The organism is Pararhizobium sp. O133, assembly GCF_051669845.1.
Lineage (GTDB): Bacteria > Pseudomonadota > Alphaproteobacteria > Rhizobiales > Rhizobiaceae > Pararhizobium.
The window spans coordinates 2,316,553-2,335,920 of record NZ_CP196426.1 but is presented as its reverse complement, the minus strand read 5'-3'; the positions used below and the strand labels follow the sequence as shown (position 1 = coordinate 2,335,920).

Below are 19,368 nucleotides of genomic sequence, written 5' to 3'. Positions count from 1 at the left end.
CTCAGGCCGAGTCGAAAATGGTGATTTCCGGGATCCGGAGCTTGAGCGTCCTTAAAGGTACGTGAGTACCGGAAGCACGGGAAAGCGCCATTTTGCAAGCCGGCATGGGTGGAATATCGGTGGATCCTAGATCGTCGCCAGCTTGTCGAGATGCTTGGCCACCAGGTAGTAGAAGGTCACGCGTGACTTCGACCGGTCCCCGGCCATCGTCTTGGCAGCGGCTTCAACGGCCGCGTCGGCATCCTCGCCGGTGACGCCGAGCTTCTTGCCGCACCACTTTTCCTTGACCCGGTCAAGTTCGGTCTTGTCGGACGCGGAAACCAGCGAGGAGTCCCGGTTGCGCAGCGCGATCCCAAGATATTTGACGATCTTGTTCACGACCGCCTCATCGGCGCCGCTGTCGTATTTCTGAACATCTGCGAGATAATCCGTCATGGTGTCTCCTCACACGGTTTGGGTCTGTTCCGCGCGCCGTTCCTGATGAATGGTGCGCAACCAGAGTTTTTTCACGCCGGACGAGCAAGTCAAGGCGAATTAGGGCGTGTCGTCAGTTGAGTGAAATGAAGGCAGCGATGAACTGAACGGCTCCGAGAAAAGTGTTGGCAAGCTTGTCGTATCGCGTTGCAATGGCTCTGAACTGCTTGAGATTATTGAAGAAACGCTCAATGAGATTGCGCTCGCAATAAAGCGCGAAGTCTGTTGACCTCGGCTTGATGCGATTGGCTTTTGGTGGAATCACCGGGTTGATATGTCGTTCTTTGAGATGGTCGATAAGCGCGTCGGCGTCATAGGCTTTGTCCGCAAGGAAGGCTTGGGGATCAACCGCTTCCAGAAGAGGCTCGGCCTGCGCAAGGTCTGATGCTTGGCCCGGAGTTAGGGATATCGCCACCGGATTGCCGAGCGCATCGACGATCACATGAATCTTTGTCGTCAATCCGCCTCGGGATCGACCGATCGCCTGGCACCCCCTTTTTGCGCGCCGGCACTATGCTGGTGGGCGCGCACGATGGTAGAATCCAGCATCATGTACTCGTTGTCGTGGTCGGCAGCCAAGTGTTTGAAAATACGCTCGAAGACGCCGCTTTCGCACCATCGCCGAAGCCGCCTGTGGACATTCTTCCAGTCTCCGAACCGCTCGGGAAGATCGCGCCAAGGTATCCCGGCGCGGTATCGATAAAGCACCGCTTCCACGAACAGGCGATTATCCGCCGCCGTACCCCCAACATGACCTTCACGCCCAGGCAGAAGGTCCTTGATCCGATCCCACTGATCGTCCCGCAATCCATAACGACGTGCCATAACCAGCCCTCCAATAGCCGGTCTGCTATGAATCACATCAAAGTTGATTTGGGAATCTCAAGCCCGAAACAACTCAACTGACGACACGCCCTAGGTCTCGGCGGACAACAGGCATATGACCAATTTTTGAAAAGGCTCTTTTCTTGGGAGATCGAAACACCTATATGACAGTTGCCGTCTTCGGACGGCTATGGCGATAAACAGGCGATGAAATAAGCCTATTGGACCCGGGGGCGGTACCCGGCGCCTCCACCAAAAACCGGTCGAAATGACGTACCGACCGGCTTTTGATGGGGGCGAAATAGGATCGACAAGGGTGTAAAGATCGACTTTTTGCTCGGCATTGTACCACCGTTATCGGGCTAAAATTGTAGTTGCAAACGACAACTATGCGGAAGCTCGTCTCGCTGCTTAATCGCAGTGTGACACTTCAAATCAAGTCCTAAGGGGTCGCACCTTTAGGCGGGGTTCGGAGGTACCTGGCAACAGAAACCTCCACTTCCCTCCCCTTTACCTTGCCGGCATGTTCCGTCGTTTGTCATTCTCCAATGCCTTGAAATGGTCTATAGATGATGCAAATGACTCGTATATCAGGCCTTTCCTGCATACAGAGCCGATGGCATAAGAGTAACAGAGTTGAGTGACAAGAAAGACGGGGATCTTATGGGCCAAGACCATATCCGCTACGACATTCTCGCGCAGGACGCCCTTCGCGGCGTCATTCGCAAGGTTCTGATTGAAGTCGCAGCGACAGGTGCCCTGCCCGGTGATCATCATTTCTTCATCACATTCCTCACCGGCGCCCCGGGCGTGCGCATCTCGCAGCACCTGAAGGCAAAATATGCCGAACAGATGACCATCGTCGTGCAGCACCAGTTCTGGGACCTTAAGGTCACGGAAACGCTATTCGAAATCGGCCTTTCCTTCTCCGACACCCCGGAAAAGCTCGTCATCCCCTTCAACGCCATTCGCGGCTTCTATGACCCGTCGGTCAATTTCGAACTCGAGTTCGATGTTGCGGCCGCAGAGGAAGAAGAAAGCGAAGGTGCCGAGATCACCGCCTACCCGATCACCGCCGTCGAGAAGCCCACGGAAGCGGAAACCGAAGCCAAGACCGGCGACGACGGCAAGAAGGAAGGCGGCTCGGTCGTCTCGCTCGATTCCTTCCGCAAGAAGAACTGAAGCCAGCCTCAAGGATACCCGTCATGACCGGCGATGTCGTCAATCTCCGTCAGTTCCGCAAGCAGAAGGCGCGGACGGAGAAGGACAAGGTCGCCGAGCAGAACCGCATCTCGTTCGGCCGGACCAAGACCGAGAAGCAACTGACCAAGGCGTTGAACGACAAGGCCGAAAAGTCGCTCGATCAGGGCCGGCGCGAAACGGCGGGCCATGACACCGGCGACGAACGCTGACGGTGCCGTATCCTCACCTCTCGCAATTCCTCCTGAAATCAAGATCTTGAGCGCGAAACCGGAATCAATCCGGCAGACAGTCGATTCAGTTTCTGAGGCCACTCGATGATCCGTAAGCATTCCGCGACGCTCCACGGCCACCGCACCAGCTTCACGCTGGAAGAACCCTTCTGGATCGAACTGAAATCGATCGCCACCGCCCGCGACATGGCGCTCGCGCAATTGATCGCGGAGGTCGACGATAGCCGTTCGGCCGACAGCAATCTCTCATCAGCGCTACGGATGTATGTGCTTGAATGGATCAAAGCAGAAAAGAATCGCGGCTGACGCAACAGGAACGCTTGGCCGCCGCTCCGGGTCTTCAACGCGCAGCGCAATCCTGAGATCAGCCCTTATTGCGGCGTGACACCGGGAAGAACGTCAAAATTCAGCGGCCGGTTGGGCACGATATCCTGCTGGTGCCCACCCTCTCCACCGCCTTGCGGCGCCGATAGGTTTTCACCACGGACTACGCCCTGAGACGGATCGAACGGCTGGATGGTGAGGCTCTTTTCTTCCTCTGACTTGCGTGCTGCCTCGGCCGCCGCCTTTGCTTCCGCAGCCGCTTTCTCCGCAGCGGCAGCCTCCTCCGCCGCCTTCTGCTCGGCCGCGGCATTGGCCTCGGCTTCCGCCTTCAGGCGCGCAGCTTCTTTGGCTGCGAGGTCGCGGCGCCGCCGCTCCTCCTCGGCCCGCAGACGCGCTGCCTCTCGCTCGACGGCATTGGCCTTGTAGAGCGCCACCTCGCGGCGCAGACGCTGCTTTTCCAGCACATTGGCCTGCAGCGCCTCGACGCGGCGGCGTTCCCGCTCGAAGGCCCGCAGTGACAGAAAATTCGACAGGTCGGTCGCATCGAGCGTCATGCCCGGCGATTGCAGCAGCCCCGCATAATTGAGGCTCACCTGGGCCCCTGCACCGGTCAGTGCCTCTTCGCCCGGACGGAAATCGACATCGATGCCTCCAGTCATACGCTCGTCGGGAAAGCTGATCTCCAGATTGCCGGATAGACCCGCCGCATCGTCGGCCGCTGTCACGTTCTGCGCCCGTAGCGTACCGCCAGCAATCGAGAAAGGAACGGAAACCGTTCCAAGCACCGTCTTGCCGGACAGAATATTTTTCACGGCGAAGGGCTGCACCACATCAGGCGTGATATCGCCCTCAAGACTGTCAGCGGCGGCCATCAGGTCCGGCAGTGCCGCTGTATTCAGGCCGTGAACCGTCACATCTCGCAGCGTCGCAGTGCCGGACCCGCTGGTCGATTCGGCCATGGCGCGTGCCGTCTTGCCGGACGCTTCCATCGACAGCGACAGGTCGAAGCGCCCTTCCGCGACGGCCGTACCGCCGGACTTCCAGGTCGCTGCGGCAAGATCACCATCCTTGAGGTCGAGTTTCGTCTGGAAGAATCCGGACCCATCGCCATTGCCAAGCAGTAAACGCCCTTCCGCCTTGCCGCCCAGCCAGCCGCCGGTGAGCGAACTGAGTTCGATCTGGTCACCCTTCCAGAAAAGCTTGCCGGTCATATCCGAGATCGCGCCATAGACGCCCGGCCAGAACCGCTTCGCCGTTACATCCACGGCAACGTCGAAACCGGACCAGGCCGGCTGCACCACCGGCGCCGACGACAGATCACCGGTCGCACCGTCCTGCACGCCGCCGAGAATACCCTCGCCGATCCAGCCCATATCGAGCGTGTCGAGCGCGATCTGCCCCTTCGCCTTGCCCGGTGCCTTGCGGTCAAGCGCGAAGCTCCCGGAAAAGGCGTTGCCGTCGGCCTTGCCTTCGATGCCCGACAGGGTCACGGCATCCGCTGTGGTCGCGACATCGGCCTTGAACGCAAGCGGCAGGCCCGTTCCCATCTGCGGCAGGCCGATGCCCTGCAAAAGCAGGAAAGGTTCGAAATCCTGGCTTTCAAGATTGATCTTCGTCTGACCGGAGAGGAACGCATCGCGCGACAGATCGACATCGCCGCTGGCCGAGAACGACGTGTGTTCCGTCGTCAAGGTCAGCCCGGCATTGGCCTTCTGGTCGTCCGTGCCCTGCAGCTTGACCGAGAGCAGCGCGTTGGCATCGGCGTCGAACGGCAAGGGATCGAAGCCTACCTGCCCGAGCAGGATCGGCGTCGAGGGGTTTTCGAGTGTCGCCTCGAGCAAAATGCCCTGCCCGCTCAAGGCCTGTCCGACATTGGGAGCCTGATAGTTGGCGGCGATCCGCGTGCCGTTCGCCGTGCCGATGATCCCGAAGGTCACCGGCGCCTTGCCGTCCTGGCTGCCGGTCGACAGCGTCAGGTCAAGTGCTGCGTCGGTGTAGTAGGGACCACTGCGGACAAGCCGTTCCAGCGCTGGATGGGCCGCAGCATGACGCTCGATCATCTGGAGAAATGGCGTCAGGTCCGGAGAGGCGAGCTTCATCTTGGCCGAGATCACCGGCGCGGAGATCTCGCCGCTCATGCGGCCCGACAAGGCGAGCTGCGCACCCGCCAGATTGCCGATCGAAACGCGCTCGGCCTGCAGCTGGCCATTCTTCAGCGTCGCCACCAGCTGGACATCGCTGGCGTCCTCGTCAAAGGCGGAGAATTGTTCCGCTGACAGATCGGCGGCAATGGTGTGCGCCAGAACGGTTTCATTCGAGGCATCACCCGCCACCAGTCCGGCGAGCGCCCTGAGCGCCTCCAGATCGATCCGGTTGCCCTTCAGCTGCAGCGATAGACTGGGCGGCGCGCCGTCCAATGCCTGCCGCTCAATGCGCCCACGCAGCACGGCGGGGCCGGCCGCCACTTCCAGCCGTTCGAATTGCTGCAAGGTATCGGTGAGATTGACGGTTGCCGAGAAGCCGGCGGTCTTCAGCTTGCGGATCGCCGGATCGACAGAGCCCGCCAGCCAGGTCGCCAAGCCCGACGGCTGGTTGGAGGCGACAAGCATTTCACCGCGAAACGCCCGCTGGCCACTGAGTTGCAGCCGGCCCTTCGCCTCGAACTGCGTGCGCCCCGGCAATTGCGCGACGGCGTTGTCGATCATCCATCCGGCCTTGTCGGGCCGCAGATCGAGCCGGACCTCCCGCACGGTCGTGTCGCCGATGACGATCGCCGGCAGTTTCAGGCTGGCGCGACCCGGCACCTGCGGGATCGGGATATCGGCGGCGATCGCCATCATCGCGGCAAGCCGCTGGCGCACGGAAATGGCCGGATCACGCCCCGTCTTCCCCGCCTCGCCGGCATTGCCGATACGGCTGACATCGATCTGCTGGCCATCCGCGAGAAGCAGGAATTCCTGTTCCTTGCCGGTGTCGAGCGTCGCTTCTCCGGTGACGAGATAGGGGTCGTCCCTCGGGCCGATCTCCATCCGGAATTCGGGAACCCGAATGCGTTCGTTGGTCAGTTCGAAGGTGCCGGTCACACGCGGGGCGGACGACTGCTGATCCTGCGCCTTCTGCGCTTCCGCAGGCCGGTTTTCGGTCAGCGTGAAATTGCCCTGATAGACGGGCTTGAAATCGACGATTTTCAGCTCGCCGTCCAGCTCTACGCCGAAGGGGCGCTTGTCGGGCGTCAGCCGAGAACGCAGGCCAAGCGTCCCGGTATCGTCAGGCTCACCACTGGCAAACGAAAAACTGCCGGCTTCGCCATCGAGCGCTGCGCGCCCGTCGATCTTCCACGGACCACCCAAAGAGCGCGCGGACAGATCTGCTTCTAGCCCGGTGACGCGGCGCGTCCGCCCCGTCTGCTCGTCGATGAAATCGATCTGGCCACCCGTGATCGCGACATTTTCCAGGACGACGTTCTTGGCGGGAATCGAGGCCTTGCGGCCCCTCGCCCAATCGAGCGTGCCGTCCGGCAGCAGCCGGATTTTCGCCTTCGGCTGTTCCAGCCGCATGTCGAAGATCAGCGCTTCACCGGAGAGGAAAGGCGCCAGTTCGGCGTCCATCGAGAAATGCTCGACCTGGATCAGCGGCTCGCCGGTCTCCGACTGCCCGACCCGGACATCGTTGAGGGTTACCGAGGGAAATGGGATCAGCTTTGCGTCGACGCTGCCGTGGACGACCACGGGCTTGCCCATGATGCGGCTCGCCTCGCGCTCGAAATCCTTGCGAAAATCGGTCCAGTCCACGAACATCGGTGCGATCAGCGCGGCAAACAGCGCCACGACCATAAGACCACCGATGAAAGCCAGAATTCGCGAAAGCACCAGTTATCAGTCCTATCCCATGTCTCTGCCGCACACAGCGTGCCGACAGACAGCCACAACTCCTTACAGCGCCGCGCGTCAAATATGACGCGCAAAGGTCGCTGTAACACTTTTAATATGCTGCATAATCTTATCCTTAAATCGATTCCGATTTAAGGAATTATGCAGTAGCACCCGAACGCCGTTTTCACCTGGCAAAAATCTTGCCGGGATTGAAGATGTTGCCGGGATCGATCGATCGCTTTACCTGCCGCATCAGATCCAGCGCATCGCCGAGCTCGGCCTCCAGAAACGGCATCTTTCCCTGGCCGATACCGTGCTCGCCGGTGCAGGTGCCGTCCATCGCCAGCGCGCGCTCGTTCAGGCGGGCAACGAAGGCCTCGGCTTTTGCGATATCGGCATCGTCCTTGTCATCAAACAACAGCCCGACATGAAAGTTCCCGTCGCCGGCATGGCCGACGATCGGCGCGATCAAGCCGTTGGCAAGAACGTCCTCCTGCGTCGCCTCGACGCAATCGGCAAGCCGCGAGATCGGCACGCAGACATCGGTAGAGAGAATGGCAAGCCCCGGCGCCAGGCTCTTCTGTGCCCAATAGGCATTGTGCCGCGCCTTCCACAGCGCATTGCGCTCCTCGGTATTGGCCGTCCAGCGAAATTCGGAGCTGCCGAACTCCGCCGCAATCTCTGCAAACTGCTTCGATTGCAGCGCGACGCTTTCCGCGCTGCCGTGAAACTCGACGAACAAAGCCGGCGCCTCTGGAAACGACAGTCCCGAATAGGCGTTGCTCGCCCGCATCTGAAGCGCATCGAGCAATTCGATCCGCGCCACCGGAATGCCGGACTGGATGGTCAGGATCACCGTGTTGCAGGCGTCACCGATCGAGGGAAACGAACAGACGCCGCCGGCGATCACTTCCGGAATGCCCTGCAGCCGAAGCGTGATCGAGGTGAGGATACCGAGCGTGCCTTCCGCCCCGACGAACAGACGGGTAAGATCATAGCCCGCCGATGATTTCTTGGCGCGATGAGCCGTGCGGATTTCCTTGCCCCCAGCCGTCACGGCGGTGACGGCCAGCACATTGTCCTTCATCGTGCCATAGCGCACCGCGTTCGTGCCCGAGGCACGCGTCGACGTCATGCCGCCAATCGAGGCATTGGCGCCGGGATCGATCGGAAAGAACAGGCCGGTATCGCGCAGATAGACGTTCAGGGCTTCGCGCGTGATGCCGGGCTGTACCGTGCAGTCGAAATCCGACGCATTGACTTCGAGCACCTTGTCCATCCGGCTCATATCGACGCTGATGCCGCCATGCGGCGCGTTGATATGCCCCTCGAGCGAGGAGCCCGTTCCGAAGGGAATCAACGGCACGCCATGTTCGGAAGCGATGGCGACGATGGCCTCGACCTCGGCGGCATTGTCGGGAAAGACGACGGCGTCCGGCAACTGCGCTGGAATATAGGTCGTCGTATGTGCATGCTGGGCGCGAATGGCCTCGCCGGTCTGGAAACGAGCGCCGAAACGAGCGCTCAGCAGCGGCAATGCGGCGGCAATGCCCGTTTCGTTGCGAACACCAGTTTTAATCGCTTTCAACGCCATCTACCCTCCCCGAACCGCCGCGTTGCGCATCGCGGAAATTCTTAGATTTCAATGCGCTACTGTGCAAATCGGAATCACTTTGTCCAGAACCTCACCGGTAACATGCGGGGTTTAGCAAAGAATTGTGACACAGTGAGACAGTCCGGACACAGGGCAGAAATCGCTACAATTTCCACAGACTGCAAAAGGCCGGCTGATGGATGATCGGCCGGCCCAGACTGCTGTCAAAGTCACTTTCTGGCCCCCTTGAAGGTCGCCTGGAACATTCTGCGGCCACCATTCCCTCCGTCATCCTGTGCTCGTCACAGGAATCCAGCCAGCTCAAGTCCTTGAGCTGAAAGAGCCTTTGGACCCGACGGACGTCGGGTCACTGGATACCCGCCACAAGGGCGAGTATGACGGAGAGTAGAGTATGGCTTCCGTCAAATAACCGGCTTCGGCATTTGTCAGCATCCTCAGCCGGCCGAAAGCTGTCGCCCACACCCTGCCCTACTCAGCCGCCTCAGCCAATTGCAGCGTCTCGGCATGCTGCATCTCGCGCTGCAGGCGTCGCTCCTCGTCGACATGCGGCTTGGTGAAGCGCGCGATGACGAGATAGGCGACCGGGGTCAGGTACAGCGTTACGACGGTCGCAAGCCCGAGACCGCCGACCAGCACCCAGCCGAGCGCCACGCGGGCCTCGGCGCCGGCACCGCTCGCCAGCACCAGCGGCACCGCCCCGACAATGGTGGCGATCATCGTCATCATCACCGGACGCAGACGGATATTGGCGGCATTCTCGATCGCCGAGCGCAGATCCTCGCCGCGATCGCGCAACTGATTGGCGAATTCGACGATCAGGATGCCGTTCTTCGCCATGATCCCGACCAGCAGCACCAGCCCGATCTGGCTATAGATATTGAGCGTATTGCCGGTCAGCAGCATGGCGAAGACGGCGCAGGCCAACCCCAGCGGCACGGTCGACATGATGATCAGGCCGCTGATCAGGCTCTCGAACTGCGCCGCCAGCACCAGGAAGATGATGACGATGGCGAAGCCGAAGGTGATAAACAGGCCATTGGCGTTCTCGTTCAGCGTCGCGGCTTCAGCGAGCGGTACGACGCGCGACCCCGGCGGCAGAAGCGGCTCGGCCATCTGCTCGACCATGGACAGGGCGTCTCCGAGGGCGATATCGGAGGTCAGGCCCGCAGAAAGCGACACGGACCGGAGCTGCGATTCCCGCGACAATTGCGGCGCGACGGCCTTTTCCTCGACACTGGCAATGGTCGACATCGGCACGATCTTGCCGTCGCCGGTCTTGAGGAAGATGTTTTGAAGGTCGGTCGGATCGTTGACCGGGTTGGTGGTCGACAGAAGCTTGACCGGATAGGATTCGCCCTCGACATAGACATCGAGGACGCTGTTGCCATCCAGCATGGCCTGCAGCGCCGACGACAGCCCGACAATGTCGATACCGAGATCGGAGGCCCGCTCGCGATCGATCGTCACGGAAAGCTGCGCCTGGTTGGCCTCGTAGTTCAGACGCACATTCTCGAAACGACCGCTGTCTTCCATTTGCCGAACCAGCTTGCTGGCGGCATCGCCGAGCTTGCCATAGTCATTGCCGACCAGCGCCACCTGCAGGCCGTTGCCGGCGCCACGGATGCCGAGGCTGTTGGGTTGCAGCGGGAAAGCCCGGATCGAGGGAATATTGGCGGCCATCTTGGCAATATCGGCCGAAATCTGCTGCTGCGTCCGCTCCCGGTCAGCCCAGGGAGCAAGCGTCAACACCATGAAGCCGGTATTGACGGAACCACCCTGGCCGGAGATCGAGAAGACATTGGCGATCTCGCCATTCTCGACAAACGGCTTCAATCCATCCTCGACCCGGCGCATCTGTTCCTGGGTATATTCGAGCGAGACACCCTGCTGGGCCTGGATGCGCAGAAGGATGCGCGAGCGATCTTCCGTCGGCGTCAGCTCGGATTTCAGCAGCGTGAACGCGCCGGCACCGGCCGCAGTCACCATGACCGCGATCATGAAGACGACCAGCGGCGTGTTAAGGCAGGCGCGCAACGTTCGACGATAGAATCCAGCAGCGAAATAACCGATCCGGCCCATGAAACCTGTATGCCCATGCCCTTCGTCATGGGGTTTGAGCATACGCGAGGCCAGCATCGGGCACAGCGTCAGCGACACGAAAGCCGAGAGCAGGATCGCAAAGGCCAGTACGAAACCGAATTCGCGGAAAAGCCCGCCCGTCTGGCCGGGAAGGAAGGACAAAGGCACGAAGACGGCGGCCAGCGTCGCGGTCGTGGCGATGACGGCGAAGAACACTTCCAGCGTTCCGAGCACGGCGGCCGCGCGCGGTCCCATGCCTTCGCTTCGCCGTCGCACGATATTTTCGAGCACCACGATGGCATCGTCCACCACCAGCCCTGTCGCCAGCACGATCGCCAGCAGCGTCAGGATATTGATCGAGAATCCGGCGAGATAGATGGCCGCACAGGTGCCGATCAGCGCGATCGGCATGGTCAGCGTCGGAATGAGCGTTGCACGCCAATCGAGCAGGAAGAGATAGATGACGAGCGTGACGATGACGACAGACGCGACCAGCGCGATTTCGACCTCGTGAATGGCGCCGTCGATGAACACCGCGTCGTCGCTGGTGACCTTCAGCTGCGTTCCCTTCGGCAGGATTTCCGCGATGGTCGCCACCGTGTCGGCAACGCCGCGTGAAATGTCGAGCGTGTTGGACTGCGCCTGGCGAATGATGCCCAGACCGATTCCCTGCCGGCCATCGGAGCGCAGCGAGGACGTGCCGACATCTGGACCAAGCGTAACAGTCGCGATATCACCGAGGCGCACATTGTCGCTCAGGATGAGGTTTTCGAACTGCTCGGGCGTCTGCAGGTCGGCCGTGGCGCGAACGGAAATATCCTGGTTGACGCTGGTCAGTGAACCCGCCGGAACATCGAGCGAGGCGCTTGCCAGCGCCGAGCGAAGATTGGCGATCGTGATTCCTCGGCCAGCCAGCTTGCCCTGATTGATGTCGATGCGAAAAATCTTCTCTTGGTCGCCGTTGATCTGGACGTCGGCGACGCCCTCGACGGCTGCCAGCCGGTCGGTGATCTCGTTTTCGGCGAGCAGCGTCAGGTCTTCCATCGACAGCGTATCGGAGGTCAGCGCCAGCCGCATGATCGGCTGGCTGTCGGCATCGGCCTTGACGATGCGCGGCTCGTCGGCATCCTCCGGCAGTTGGTTCCTCACCCGGCCGAGCGCGTCGCGGATGTCGTTCGACGCCTGGCCGATATCGGTCGTGTCGGAAAATTGCAGCGTGACGCGGCTCTGGGCATATTGCGAGGTCGAGGAAATATCCTTGATGCCCTGAACGCGTGATACGGCGCCCTCGATCACCGAGGTCAGCTCGCGGTCCACCGTTTCCGGAGAAGCGCCGTCGAACGTCGTGTTGACTGAAACGACGGGCCGATCGACCTGCGGCAATTCGCGGATCTCGATGCCGTTCAGCGCAGCCAAGCCGGCGACGATGATCAGCGTATTGACCACCAGCGCAAAGATCGGCCGGCGGATGAACAATGCGGTGAAGCCGGCAGTGCGGCCGGCGCCGGAATGATGCGCATCGCCGCTCATTTCGCCGTCTCCGCCTCGGAAACCTTCTGCTCGGTGGGTTCAGTGGCCGGCTTCCTGTCGCGACGCTGCTCCTGCTGTTCGGCAAGCCTTACCGCGCCGCCGTCGCGCAGACGCTGCACGCCTTCCATCACCACGGCATCACCCTTGGCGAGTTCGGCATCGACCAGCACCTTGTCGGAATTGCGCTGGATGATCTTGACCGGCACTTTCTGGCTCTTCTCCTCCTGAACACGCCAGACATAAGAACCATCGGCGCTCCATTGGACGGCCAGCGGATTGACGGTCGGATACTGGTCGCCGGCAAAGCGCACCTCGACCGAGAAGGACATGCCGGCGCGCAACGTATCGTCGGGATTGTCGATCCGCGCCCGCACGCGTAGCGTCCGGCTTGCGGCATCGACCCGGTTGTCGATGGAATCGATGACACCGGACAGTTCCGAGGTGGGCAGGGCGATCGCCGTCGCCGAGACATCCTGACCGACGGAAATCTTGTTGGAAAAGCGCTCCGGCACCCAGAAATCGACGAGAATCTGCGTGCGGTCATCGACCACAGCGATCGGCGTCGAGGTGGTGACGTAATCGCCGGGATTGACGGTGATGATGCCGACGATGCCGGCGGATGGGGACACGATATCGCGGCGCTTCAGGTCGAGTTCGGCGGTCTTCAGCGCCAGTTCCGCCGCCTGCATGGCAAATTCCGCATCGCGCAGCACGGCGACCGAAACGGCGTCACCGAGCTTGCGGTTGCGCTCGACCTTTTCCTTGGCGCTGTCGACGGCGACCTTGGCCTGAGCCGCTGATATCACCTGCTCGTCGCTGTCGAGGCGGGCGATCACCTGGCCCTTTTCGATCTTGTCGCCGGATTTCACAAGGATTTCGGTGAGATTTCCGGTCGCCAGCGGCGTAACGCTGACCGAGAGAATCGCCGCGCCATTGCCGATCGCGTTCAGCCGGTCATTGACGACAGCGATATCGACCGGCTGGGTGACGACCAGCGGTGCTCCACCACCGCCGCCGCCCTGGTTACGACCCTGTCCCCTGCCCTGGCCCTGAGCCTGCTCCTGTCCGCCGCCGTCCTTGGCCTCGCCAGCAGGTTTGGCCATAAGCGCGATCAGCCTCGGCGGCACGCCGGCCTTGGCCAGCATCGTATCCGCGCCCGGCACGAAATGGACCCAGACGCCGAGGCCGACGAGAAGAATAACCAGGCAGATCAAAAGCTGCTTCCAAAGCCGCATGCAGAACTCCAAATTGATAAGACGTCTTCCCGGCCAAAACGGCGCACGGGCTCGTTATTTTCTGCAACTATCTCTTCTTGCTGCACTGCAAGCAATCCTAGAATGCCATCATTACGTATTTGTAATAGAACGGTTTTGGCCAATATGCGGCTTCAGAGCTGGCCCTGACCATAAGGAGATTCCATGAGCACCATCGCCCGAAACACCGACCCCGAATCCGATCCGAGGGTCAAGGCCGTCTTCGACGACATCCGCGCGACGCGCAAATCCGATTTCATCAACAATATGTGGCATTACCTCGCGTTTGATCCCGCGCTCCTCGAAAGCACCTGGACCGAGGTCAAGGCGGTGATGGCGACGCCCTCGGCGCTCGATCCGCTCGTCAAGGAGATGCTCTATATCGCCGTCTCCGTCACCAATGGCTGCACCTACTGCGCCCATTCGCATACGGCAGCCGCAAAAGCCAAGGGCATGAGCGCCGAGCAGCATGCCGATCTCCTGCGCGTCATCTCGCTCGCCGCCAAGACCAACCAGCTGGCGACGGCGCTGCAGCTTCCCGTCGATCCCGTCTTCGACGCCGATCATCGGCCCTGATCGCGGCTAAATGGCGACGGTAACGGTGAAGAAGCTGGACATTGCGGAATAAAAGCAGAACGGAATTCTGGCCTTTCGGCTCCGAATCACTACATTGAGCCGCATGAGCAATGGTTTTGACGATATTCCCTTCTTCGACGAGGAGCCCGCGCCGCGTCCTGCGCGCGGGTCCAGCCACCAGCCCACGCCGCCTGCGCCTGTTTCCGGCGGCATCGCGGCCCGCGCCATGGCGGCCCGTGACCAGCATCGTGCGCCCGATTATCTCTCCGGCCTGAACCCGGAGCAGCGTGACGCGGTGGAAACCCTCGATGGTCCCGTCCTCGTGCTCGCGGGTGCCGGCACCGGCAAGACCCGCGTGCTGACCACCCGCATCGCCCATATCCTCGCCTCGGCAAAGGCCTTCCCCAGCCAGATCCTCGCCGTCACCTTCACCAACAAGGCGGCGCGCGAGATGAAGGAACGCGTCGGCGTTCTCGTCGGCGGCGCGGTCGAGGGCATGCCCTGGATGGGCACGTTCCACTCGATCGGCGTCAAGCTCTTGCGCCGCCATGCCGAACTGGTCGGGCTGAAATCCTCCTTCACCATCCTCGATACCGACGATGTCGTGCGCCTCATCAAGCAGTTGATCCAGGCGGAAGGCATCGACGACAAGCGCTGGCCGGCCAAGCAGTTCGCCCAGATGATCGACGGCTGGAAGAACAAGGGCCTCGGCCCCGCCGAAATCCCCGAGGGCGACGCCCGCTCCTTTGCCAACGGAAAGGGCCGCGAACTCTACGCCGCCTACCAGGCCCGGCTGACGACGCTGAACGCCTGCGACTTCGGCGATCTGCTCCTGCATCCGATCCGCATGTTCCGCGCGCACCCGGATGTTTTGCGCGAATACCACGACAAGTTCCGCTATATCCTCGTCGATGAATATCAGGACACCAACACCGCGCAGTATATGTGGCTGCGGCTTCTGGCGCAGCGGCCGGTTAAAAAGAACCCCTCCCCAACCCCTCCCCACAAGGGGGAGGGGCTTTCCCCTCCGCCCTCTGAGCAAGGTCCGCAATGGAACGAGAGCGCGCCGCAGCCTAGCCCCTCCCCCTTGTGGGGAGGGGTTGGGGAGGGGTCTTCGTCCAGAAACGACAAGGCCTCCGTCAACATTTGCTGCGTCGGCGACGACGACCAGTCGATCTATGGCTGGCGCGGCGCGGAGGTGGACAATATCCTGCGCTTCGAAAAGGATTTCCCCGGCGCCAAGGTGATCAAGCTGGAGCGCAACTACCGCTCCACCGAGCATATTCTGGGTGCTGCCGGCCACCTGATCGCCCACAACGAGGGCCGCCTCGGCAAGACGCTGTTCACCGACCGTGTCGATCCCGACGACGAAAAGGTGCAGGTCCACGCCGCCTGGGATTCGGAAGAGGAAGCCCGCGCCGTCGGCGAGGAAATCGAAAGCCTCCAGCGCAACAAGCACAATCTCAACGACATGGCGATCCTGGTGCGCGCCTCGTTCCAGATGCGCGAGTTCGAAGACCGTTTCGTCACGCTCGGCCTCAACTACCGCGTCATTGGCGGCCCGCGCTTCTACGAGCGCATGGAAATCCGCGACGCGCTCGCCTATTTCCGCCTCGTCTGCCAGCCGGCCGACGACCTCGCCTTCGAGCGCATCGTCAATACGCCGAAGCGCGGCCTGGGCGACACCACGGTGCGCGCCCTGCATGACTATGCCCGCAAGCGCGACGTGCCCATGCTGGCCGCGACCGCCGACATGATCGAAACCGACGAGCTGAAGGCCAAGCCGCGCAAGTCGCTGTTCGACGTCGTCACCATGTTCCAGCGCTGGCAGGGCCTGCTCGAAACCACCCCGCATACCGAACTCGCCGAGACCATCCTTGAGGAGTCCGGCTATACCGACATGTGGAAGAACGACAAGTCGGCGGAAGCGCCGGGACGGCTGGAAAACCTGAAGGAACTGATCCGCTCGATGGAACAGTTCGAAAGCATGCGCGGCTTCCTCGAACATATCGCGCTGGTCATGGACGCCGAGACCAACGAAAACCTCGACGCCGTCTCGATCATGACGCTGCATTCGGCCAAGGGCCTGGAATTCGAGACCGTCTTCCTGCCCGGCTGGGAGGAAGGCCTGTTTCCGCATCAGCGCGCGCTGGACGAAGGCGGCCGTGCCGGTCTCGAGGAAGAGCGCCGCCTCGCCTATGTCGGCCTGACGCGCGCCAAGCGCCGCTGCCATATCTGGTTCGTCTCCAACCGCCGCATCCACGGCCTTTGGCAATCGACGCTCCCCTCGCGCTTTCTCGATGAACTGCCGGTTACCCATGTCGAAGTGTCGGAAGCCGAACAGTCCTATGGCGGCTACAATCGCGGCGGCTACGGCCAGTCCCGCTTCGACAAGCAGGAACCCTTCGCCAACACCTATTCCACCCCCGGCTGGAAACGCGCTCAGGCCAACAAGACCGACGCCACCCGCGACAACTGGGGCAACCGCTCCGGCGTCTCGATCGAACGCATCGGCTACGGCGAATCAGGCCCGAAAGCCCGAACCATCGACGGCGAACTCGTCGCCAAATCAAAAATCGACGAACCCTCGAAATTCGCGATCGGCGACAGGGTGTTTCACATCAAGTTCGGGAATGGCAATATCGCTGGTATCGAGGGCAACAAGCTGACGATCGATTTTGATCGCGCCGGGCAGAAGCGGGTGCTGGACGGGTTTGTGGCGCGGGTTTGAGGGGCGCCAAATCGCCATATGCGTTCTTTTTTACACGCTTGGCATCTTAAATAGCGCTCTGGCCTTGCGCAAACACTATATTCCTTGCAGGGAATGTCGCACTGCGGTACCCCGGGTCAAACGGAGTGCATATAAATGGGTAAATTGGCTGGAAAAATTATTGAAGCATCAGACGCCCGCGGGCTACGCAGCGGTCACGCTGAGGGCTTAGATTTGCGTCGTCTCCGTCTGTTATCCGGACTTACACAGGTTGAGATGGCAAACCGGCTTAATGTTCAGCAAGCAGCGGTATCGAAAATAGAGAAAGGTGGCGAAGTCTATCTTTCGACTGTTCAACGTTACGTGGAAGCTTTGGGGGCCTCACTGCGAGTCGATGCGGTATTTCCTGCAGATGCCCGCCTTGTACTCCGAATTAAGGATGCCTTTGAGGCGGAGTATGGAAACGATGACCAATTGGTCTTCCCACTTTTAGCAGACGAACCCTTTCGCGCCCAGCGAGATGTTGTTTTATCGATTAGGCCTCAGTATTCGGAAAAAATACTAGAAGGCCGCAAGACTGTTGAGTTAAGACGGCGCTTCCCCGTCTCGGCGCCTGGCGGCACAGTTGCATACATCTATTCAACTTCACCAGTACGAGCGATGGTTGGTGTTGCTGAAATCAAAAACGTCCTGAAATTACCTGTGGAAGAAATCTGGTCAGAGTTCGAAGACTCTGCTTTTATTGGGCGAGAAGATTTTGGAAACTACTTCCAAGGCTTAGAGTTCGGATTCGCACTTATTTTTGAAGATGTAAGATCTTTTTCGAGACCAATTCCCCTGAACGAGCTGCGCGAGCGATTCGGGTTCGAGCCTCCTCAGTCATATTTGTACGCAAGCCGTGATCTGCGAAAGGCGCTAAGACATGAGGCAGCAGTCGTATCTAATTGATACGAACATTCTAATAGGCTTAGAAGACTATCATGCTGTCGATGCAGCATACGCTAAATTTTCAAGCCTTGCTGCGGCCCACAAAGTCGATGTTTTTGTTCACGAAGTCGCTCGCGAGGATATTTCTCGCGATAAGAACATGGAGCGACGCCGCATATCACTTAGCAAAATTGCCAAGTACCAAGTATTCGGTAAGAGACGCGGTCTTACGACGGTGGAACTTGAAGCGGCCTTCGGCCCTCTCAAAAAACCGAACGATATCGTCGATGCAACCCTCTTACATGCCCTGAAGAGCGATGCTGTCGACTTTCTCGTTTCACAGGATAAAGGACTCCACGAGCGCGCCCTAAAACATTCAGCCGAACTTGGAAGGCGGGTTTTGTTCGTTGGCGATGCGGCAGATCTTCTGACGCAAACCTACGAGCCAAAGCAGGTTCCCATCAGACATGTCGCCGAAGTCGATGCACACATGATCGACCATGCCGACGAGTTTTTTAATAGCCTTCGACACGACTATCCAGAATTTGATGACTGGTGGCACAAAAAGTGCGTCAAGCAACGTCGCCCTTGTTGGGTTGTGTACGATGACGACCAACTTGCAGGTCTCATCGTCCGCAAAGACGAGAATGCAGCGGAAACTGATGCGGTCACTAAGGCAGCGAAAATCTTAAAAATTTGCACATTCAAGGTAGCTCCCGATAAACGCGGCGTAAAGCTCGGAGAACTGCTCTTAAAGCAAGTTCTATGGTATGCTCAGACCAACGGTTATGAAATTGCGTATCTTACAACATATGAAAATCAGGCTGCGCTTATGAACCTTCTTGAGTTCTACGGCTTCCGACAAGCCGGTAGCAACGCAAATGGTGAATTCATCTATGAGCGTGCATTTTCGTCAGCAAGACTGGAAGCTGTTGCATCGACTACGCCCTACGAAGCTGCTCGAAATAACTACCCAAGATTTTTATTGAATGATGCAATTAAAGGCTTCGGAATACCGATTCAAGAAGCCTATCATGATACACTTTACCCTGACCTATGGAATCCAAGACAACGAGACCTTTTTAGCGGGGTATCGCATGCCGAACGCCCCGCTCGTCCTGGAAATACGATAAGAAAGGTTTACCTTTGCCGCGCTCCATCCAACTTGGGAGCACCGGGTTCATTGCTATTTTTCTACAAAGGAGCCTCTAAAGAGCACCCTTCTCAAGCCGTCACCGCCCTCGGGATACTAGAAAGTGTTACCCTTGCGAGGTCAACGCGGGAATTGATGCATCTAAGCGGAGGCAGGTCCGTTTACAGCGAAAAGCAACTTGACGAATGGCATGCTACGCCGTCACGTCCCGTAAAGGTCATCAATTACCTATTAGTGTCGTATATTGAACCAGCAATCAGTCTTGATGAACTGCGTAATATTGGTGTTGTAAACGGTAACCCTCAACAATCAATCTATAAAGTGAAGCCCACCCACTTACGGCTTTTGCTTGATCGAGCGAACCTGGCCTTCGAGGTATAAACAATTCTCGTGCCGGTTCATGCATCTTTCCTCCCGCTCATCCCCGCCCCCACCAACCGTGCCATACTGCCCTCGTCCCGCCATCGGATACACCGGAAAGCGTTGCCGGCGAGGTGGGGCCGGTGCTCCTGGTCTGTGTTTGAAACGCAGGCATGGTCAGGAGGGCCTGCAGAAAGTGGTTTCCCTCCCGTTTGAAACAGGATCGGGGCGTGCCTG

12 protein-coding genes, 1 other RNA gene and 1 pseudogene are annotated in these 19,368 nt (G+C 59.8%); 8 read left to right on the top strand and 6 right to left on the bottom strand.

Features of this window, described 5'->3' with window-relative positions:
- Positions 1-126: 126 nt before the first annotated feature.
- Complete coding sequence (locus ACST81_RS11140) at positions 127-435, bottom strand: DUF2853 family protein (protein WP_438747603.1); 309 nt, start codon at positions 433-435, stop codon at positions 127-129.
- Positions 436-547: 112 nt separating this feature from the next.
- Positions 548-1,299 (bottom strand): annotated as a pseudogene (locus ACST81_RS11135) (IS5 family transposase).
- 134 nt (positions 1,300-1,433) lie between these two features.
- Here ACST81_RS11135 and ssrA point away from each other — a divergent pair.
- From ssrA to ACST81_RS11115, 4 genes are all read left to right on the top strand, one after another.
- Positions 1,434-1,799, top strand: a transfer-messenger RNA (tmRNA) gene (gene ssrA, locus ACST81_RS11130).
- A gap of 163 nt (positions 1,800-1,962) precedes the next feature.
- Positions 1,963-2,481: an SspB family protein gene (locus ACST81_RS11125; RefSeq protein ID WP_438753513.1), complete on the top strand. Its 519-nt coding sequence runs from the start codon at positions 1,963-1,965 to the stop codon at positions 2,479-2,481.
- Positions 2,482-2,504: 23 nt separating this feature from the next.
- Positions 2,505-2,711, top strand: coding sequence for a DUF4169 family protein (locus ACST81_RS11120; RefSeq protein WP_438747601.1), 207 nt, complete (start codon positions 2,505-2,507; stop codon positions 2,709-2,711).
- A 105-nt stretch (positions 2,712-2,816) separates the two neighbouring features.
- Positions 2,817-3,038, top strand: coding sequence for a ribbon-helix-helix domain-containing protein (locus tag ACST81_RS11115; RefSeq protein ID WP_438747599.1), 222 nt, complete (start codon positions 2,817-2,819; stop codon positions 3,036-3,038).
- A gap of 65 nt (positions 3,039-3,103) precedes the next feature.
- Here ACST81_RS11115 and ACST81_RS11110 read toward each other — a convergent pair whose 3' ends face one another.
- From ACST81_RS11110 to ACST81_RS11095, 4 genes are all read right to left on the bottom strand, one after another.
- Positions 3,104-6,889, bottom strand: coding sequence for an AsmA family protein (locus ACST81_RS11110; protein ID WP_438753511.1), 3,786 nt, complete (start codon positions 6,887-6,889; stop codon positions 3,104-3,106).
- A gap of 223 nt (positions 6,890-7,112) precedes the next feature.
- Positions 7,113-8,522: an FAD-binding oxidoreductase gene (locus tag ACST81_RS11105; RefSeq protein WP_438747598.1), complete on the bottom strand. Its 1,410-nt coding sequence runs from the start codon at positions 8,520-8,522 to the stop codon at positions 7,113-7,115.
- 489 nt (positions 8,523-9,011) lie between these two features.
- Positions 9,012-12,152, bottom strand: coding sequence for an efflux RND transporter permease subunit (locus tag ACST81_RS11100; protein WP_438747596.1), 3,141 nt, complete (start codon positions 12,150-12,152; stop codon positions 9,012-9,014).
- On the bottom strand, positions 12,149-13,387 hold the full coding sequence (locus ACST81_RS11095; protein WP_438747594.1) for an efflux RND transporter periplasmic adaptor subunit: 1,239 nt from the start codon (positions 13,385-13,387) through the stop codon (positions 12,149-12,151). The genes ACST81_RS11100 and ACST81_RS11095 overlap by 4 nt, the downstream gene beginning before the upstream one ends.
- Positions 13,388-13,570: 183 nt before the next feature.
- Here ACST81_RS11095 and ACST81_RS11090 point away from each other — a divergent pair, with 183 nt between their 5' ends.
- The 4 genes from ACST81_RS11090 (at position 13,571) to ACST81_RS11075 (ending at position 19,152) form a co-directional block, all read left to right on the top strand.
- Entirely contained in the window at positions 13,571-13,981 is a 411-nt protein-coding gene (locus ACST81_RS11090; protein WP_438747592.1) for a carboxymuconolactone decarboxylase family protein, read from the top strand.
- A 103-nt stretch (positions 13,982-14,084) separates the two neighbouring features.
- Complete coding sequence (locus ACST81_RS11085; RefSeq protein WP_438747590.1) at positions 14,085-16,712, top strand: ATP-dependent helicase; 2,628 nt, start codon at positions 14,085-14,087, stop codon at positions 16,710-16,712.
- A gap of 135 nt (positions 16,713-16,847) precedes the next feature.
- The gene (locus tag ACST81_RS11080) at positions 16,848-17,639 is read left to right on the top strand and encodes a helix-turn-helix domain-containing protein (protein ID WP_438747588.1); all 792 of its coding nucleotides are present in this window, start codon (positions 16,848-16,850) and stop codon (positions 17,637-17,639) included.
- Positions 17,614-19,152, top strand: a complete 1,539-nt coding sequence (locus ACST81_RS11075; protein WP_438747587.1) for a GNAT family N-acetyltransferase — start codon at positions 17,614-17,616, stop codon at positions 19,150-19,152. The genes ACST81_RS11080 and ACST81_RS11075 overlap by 26 nt, the downstream gene beginning before the upstream one ends.
- Positions 19,153-19,368: the final 216 nt, after the last annotated feature.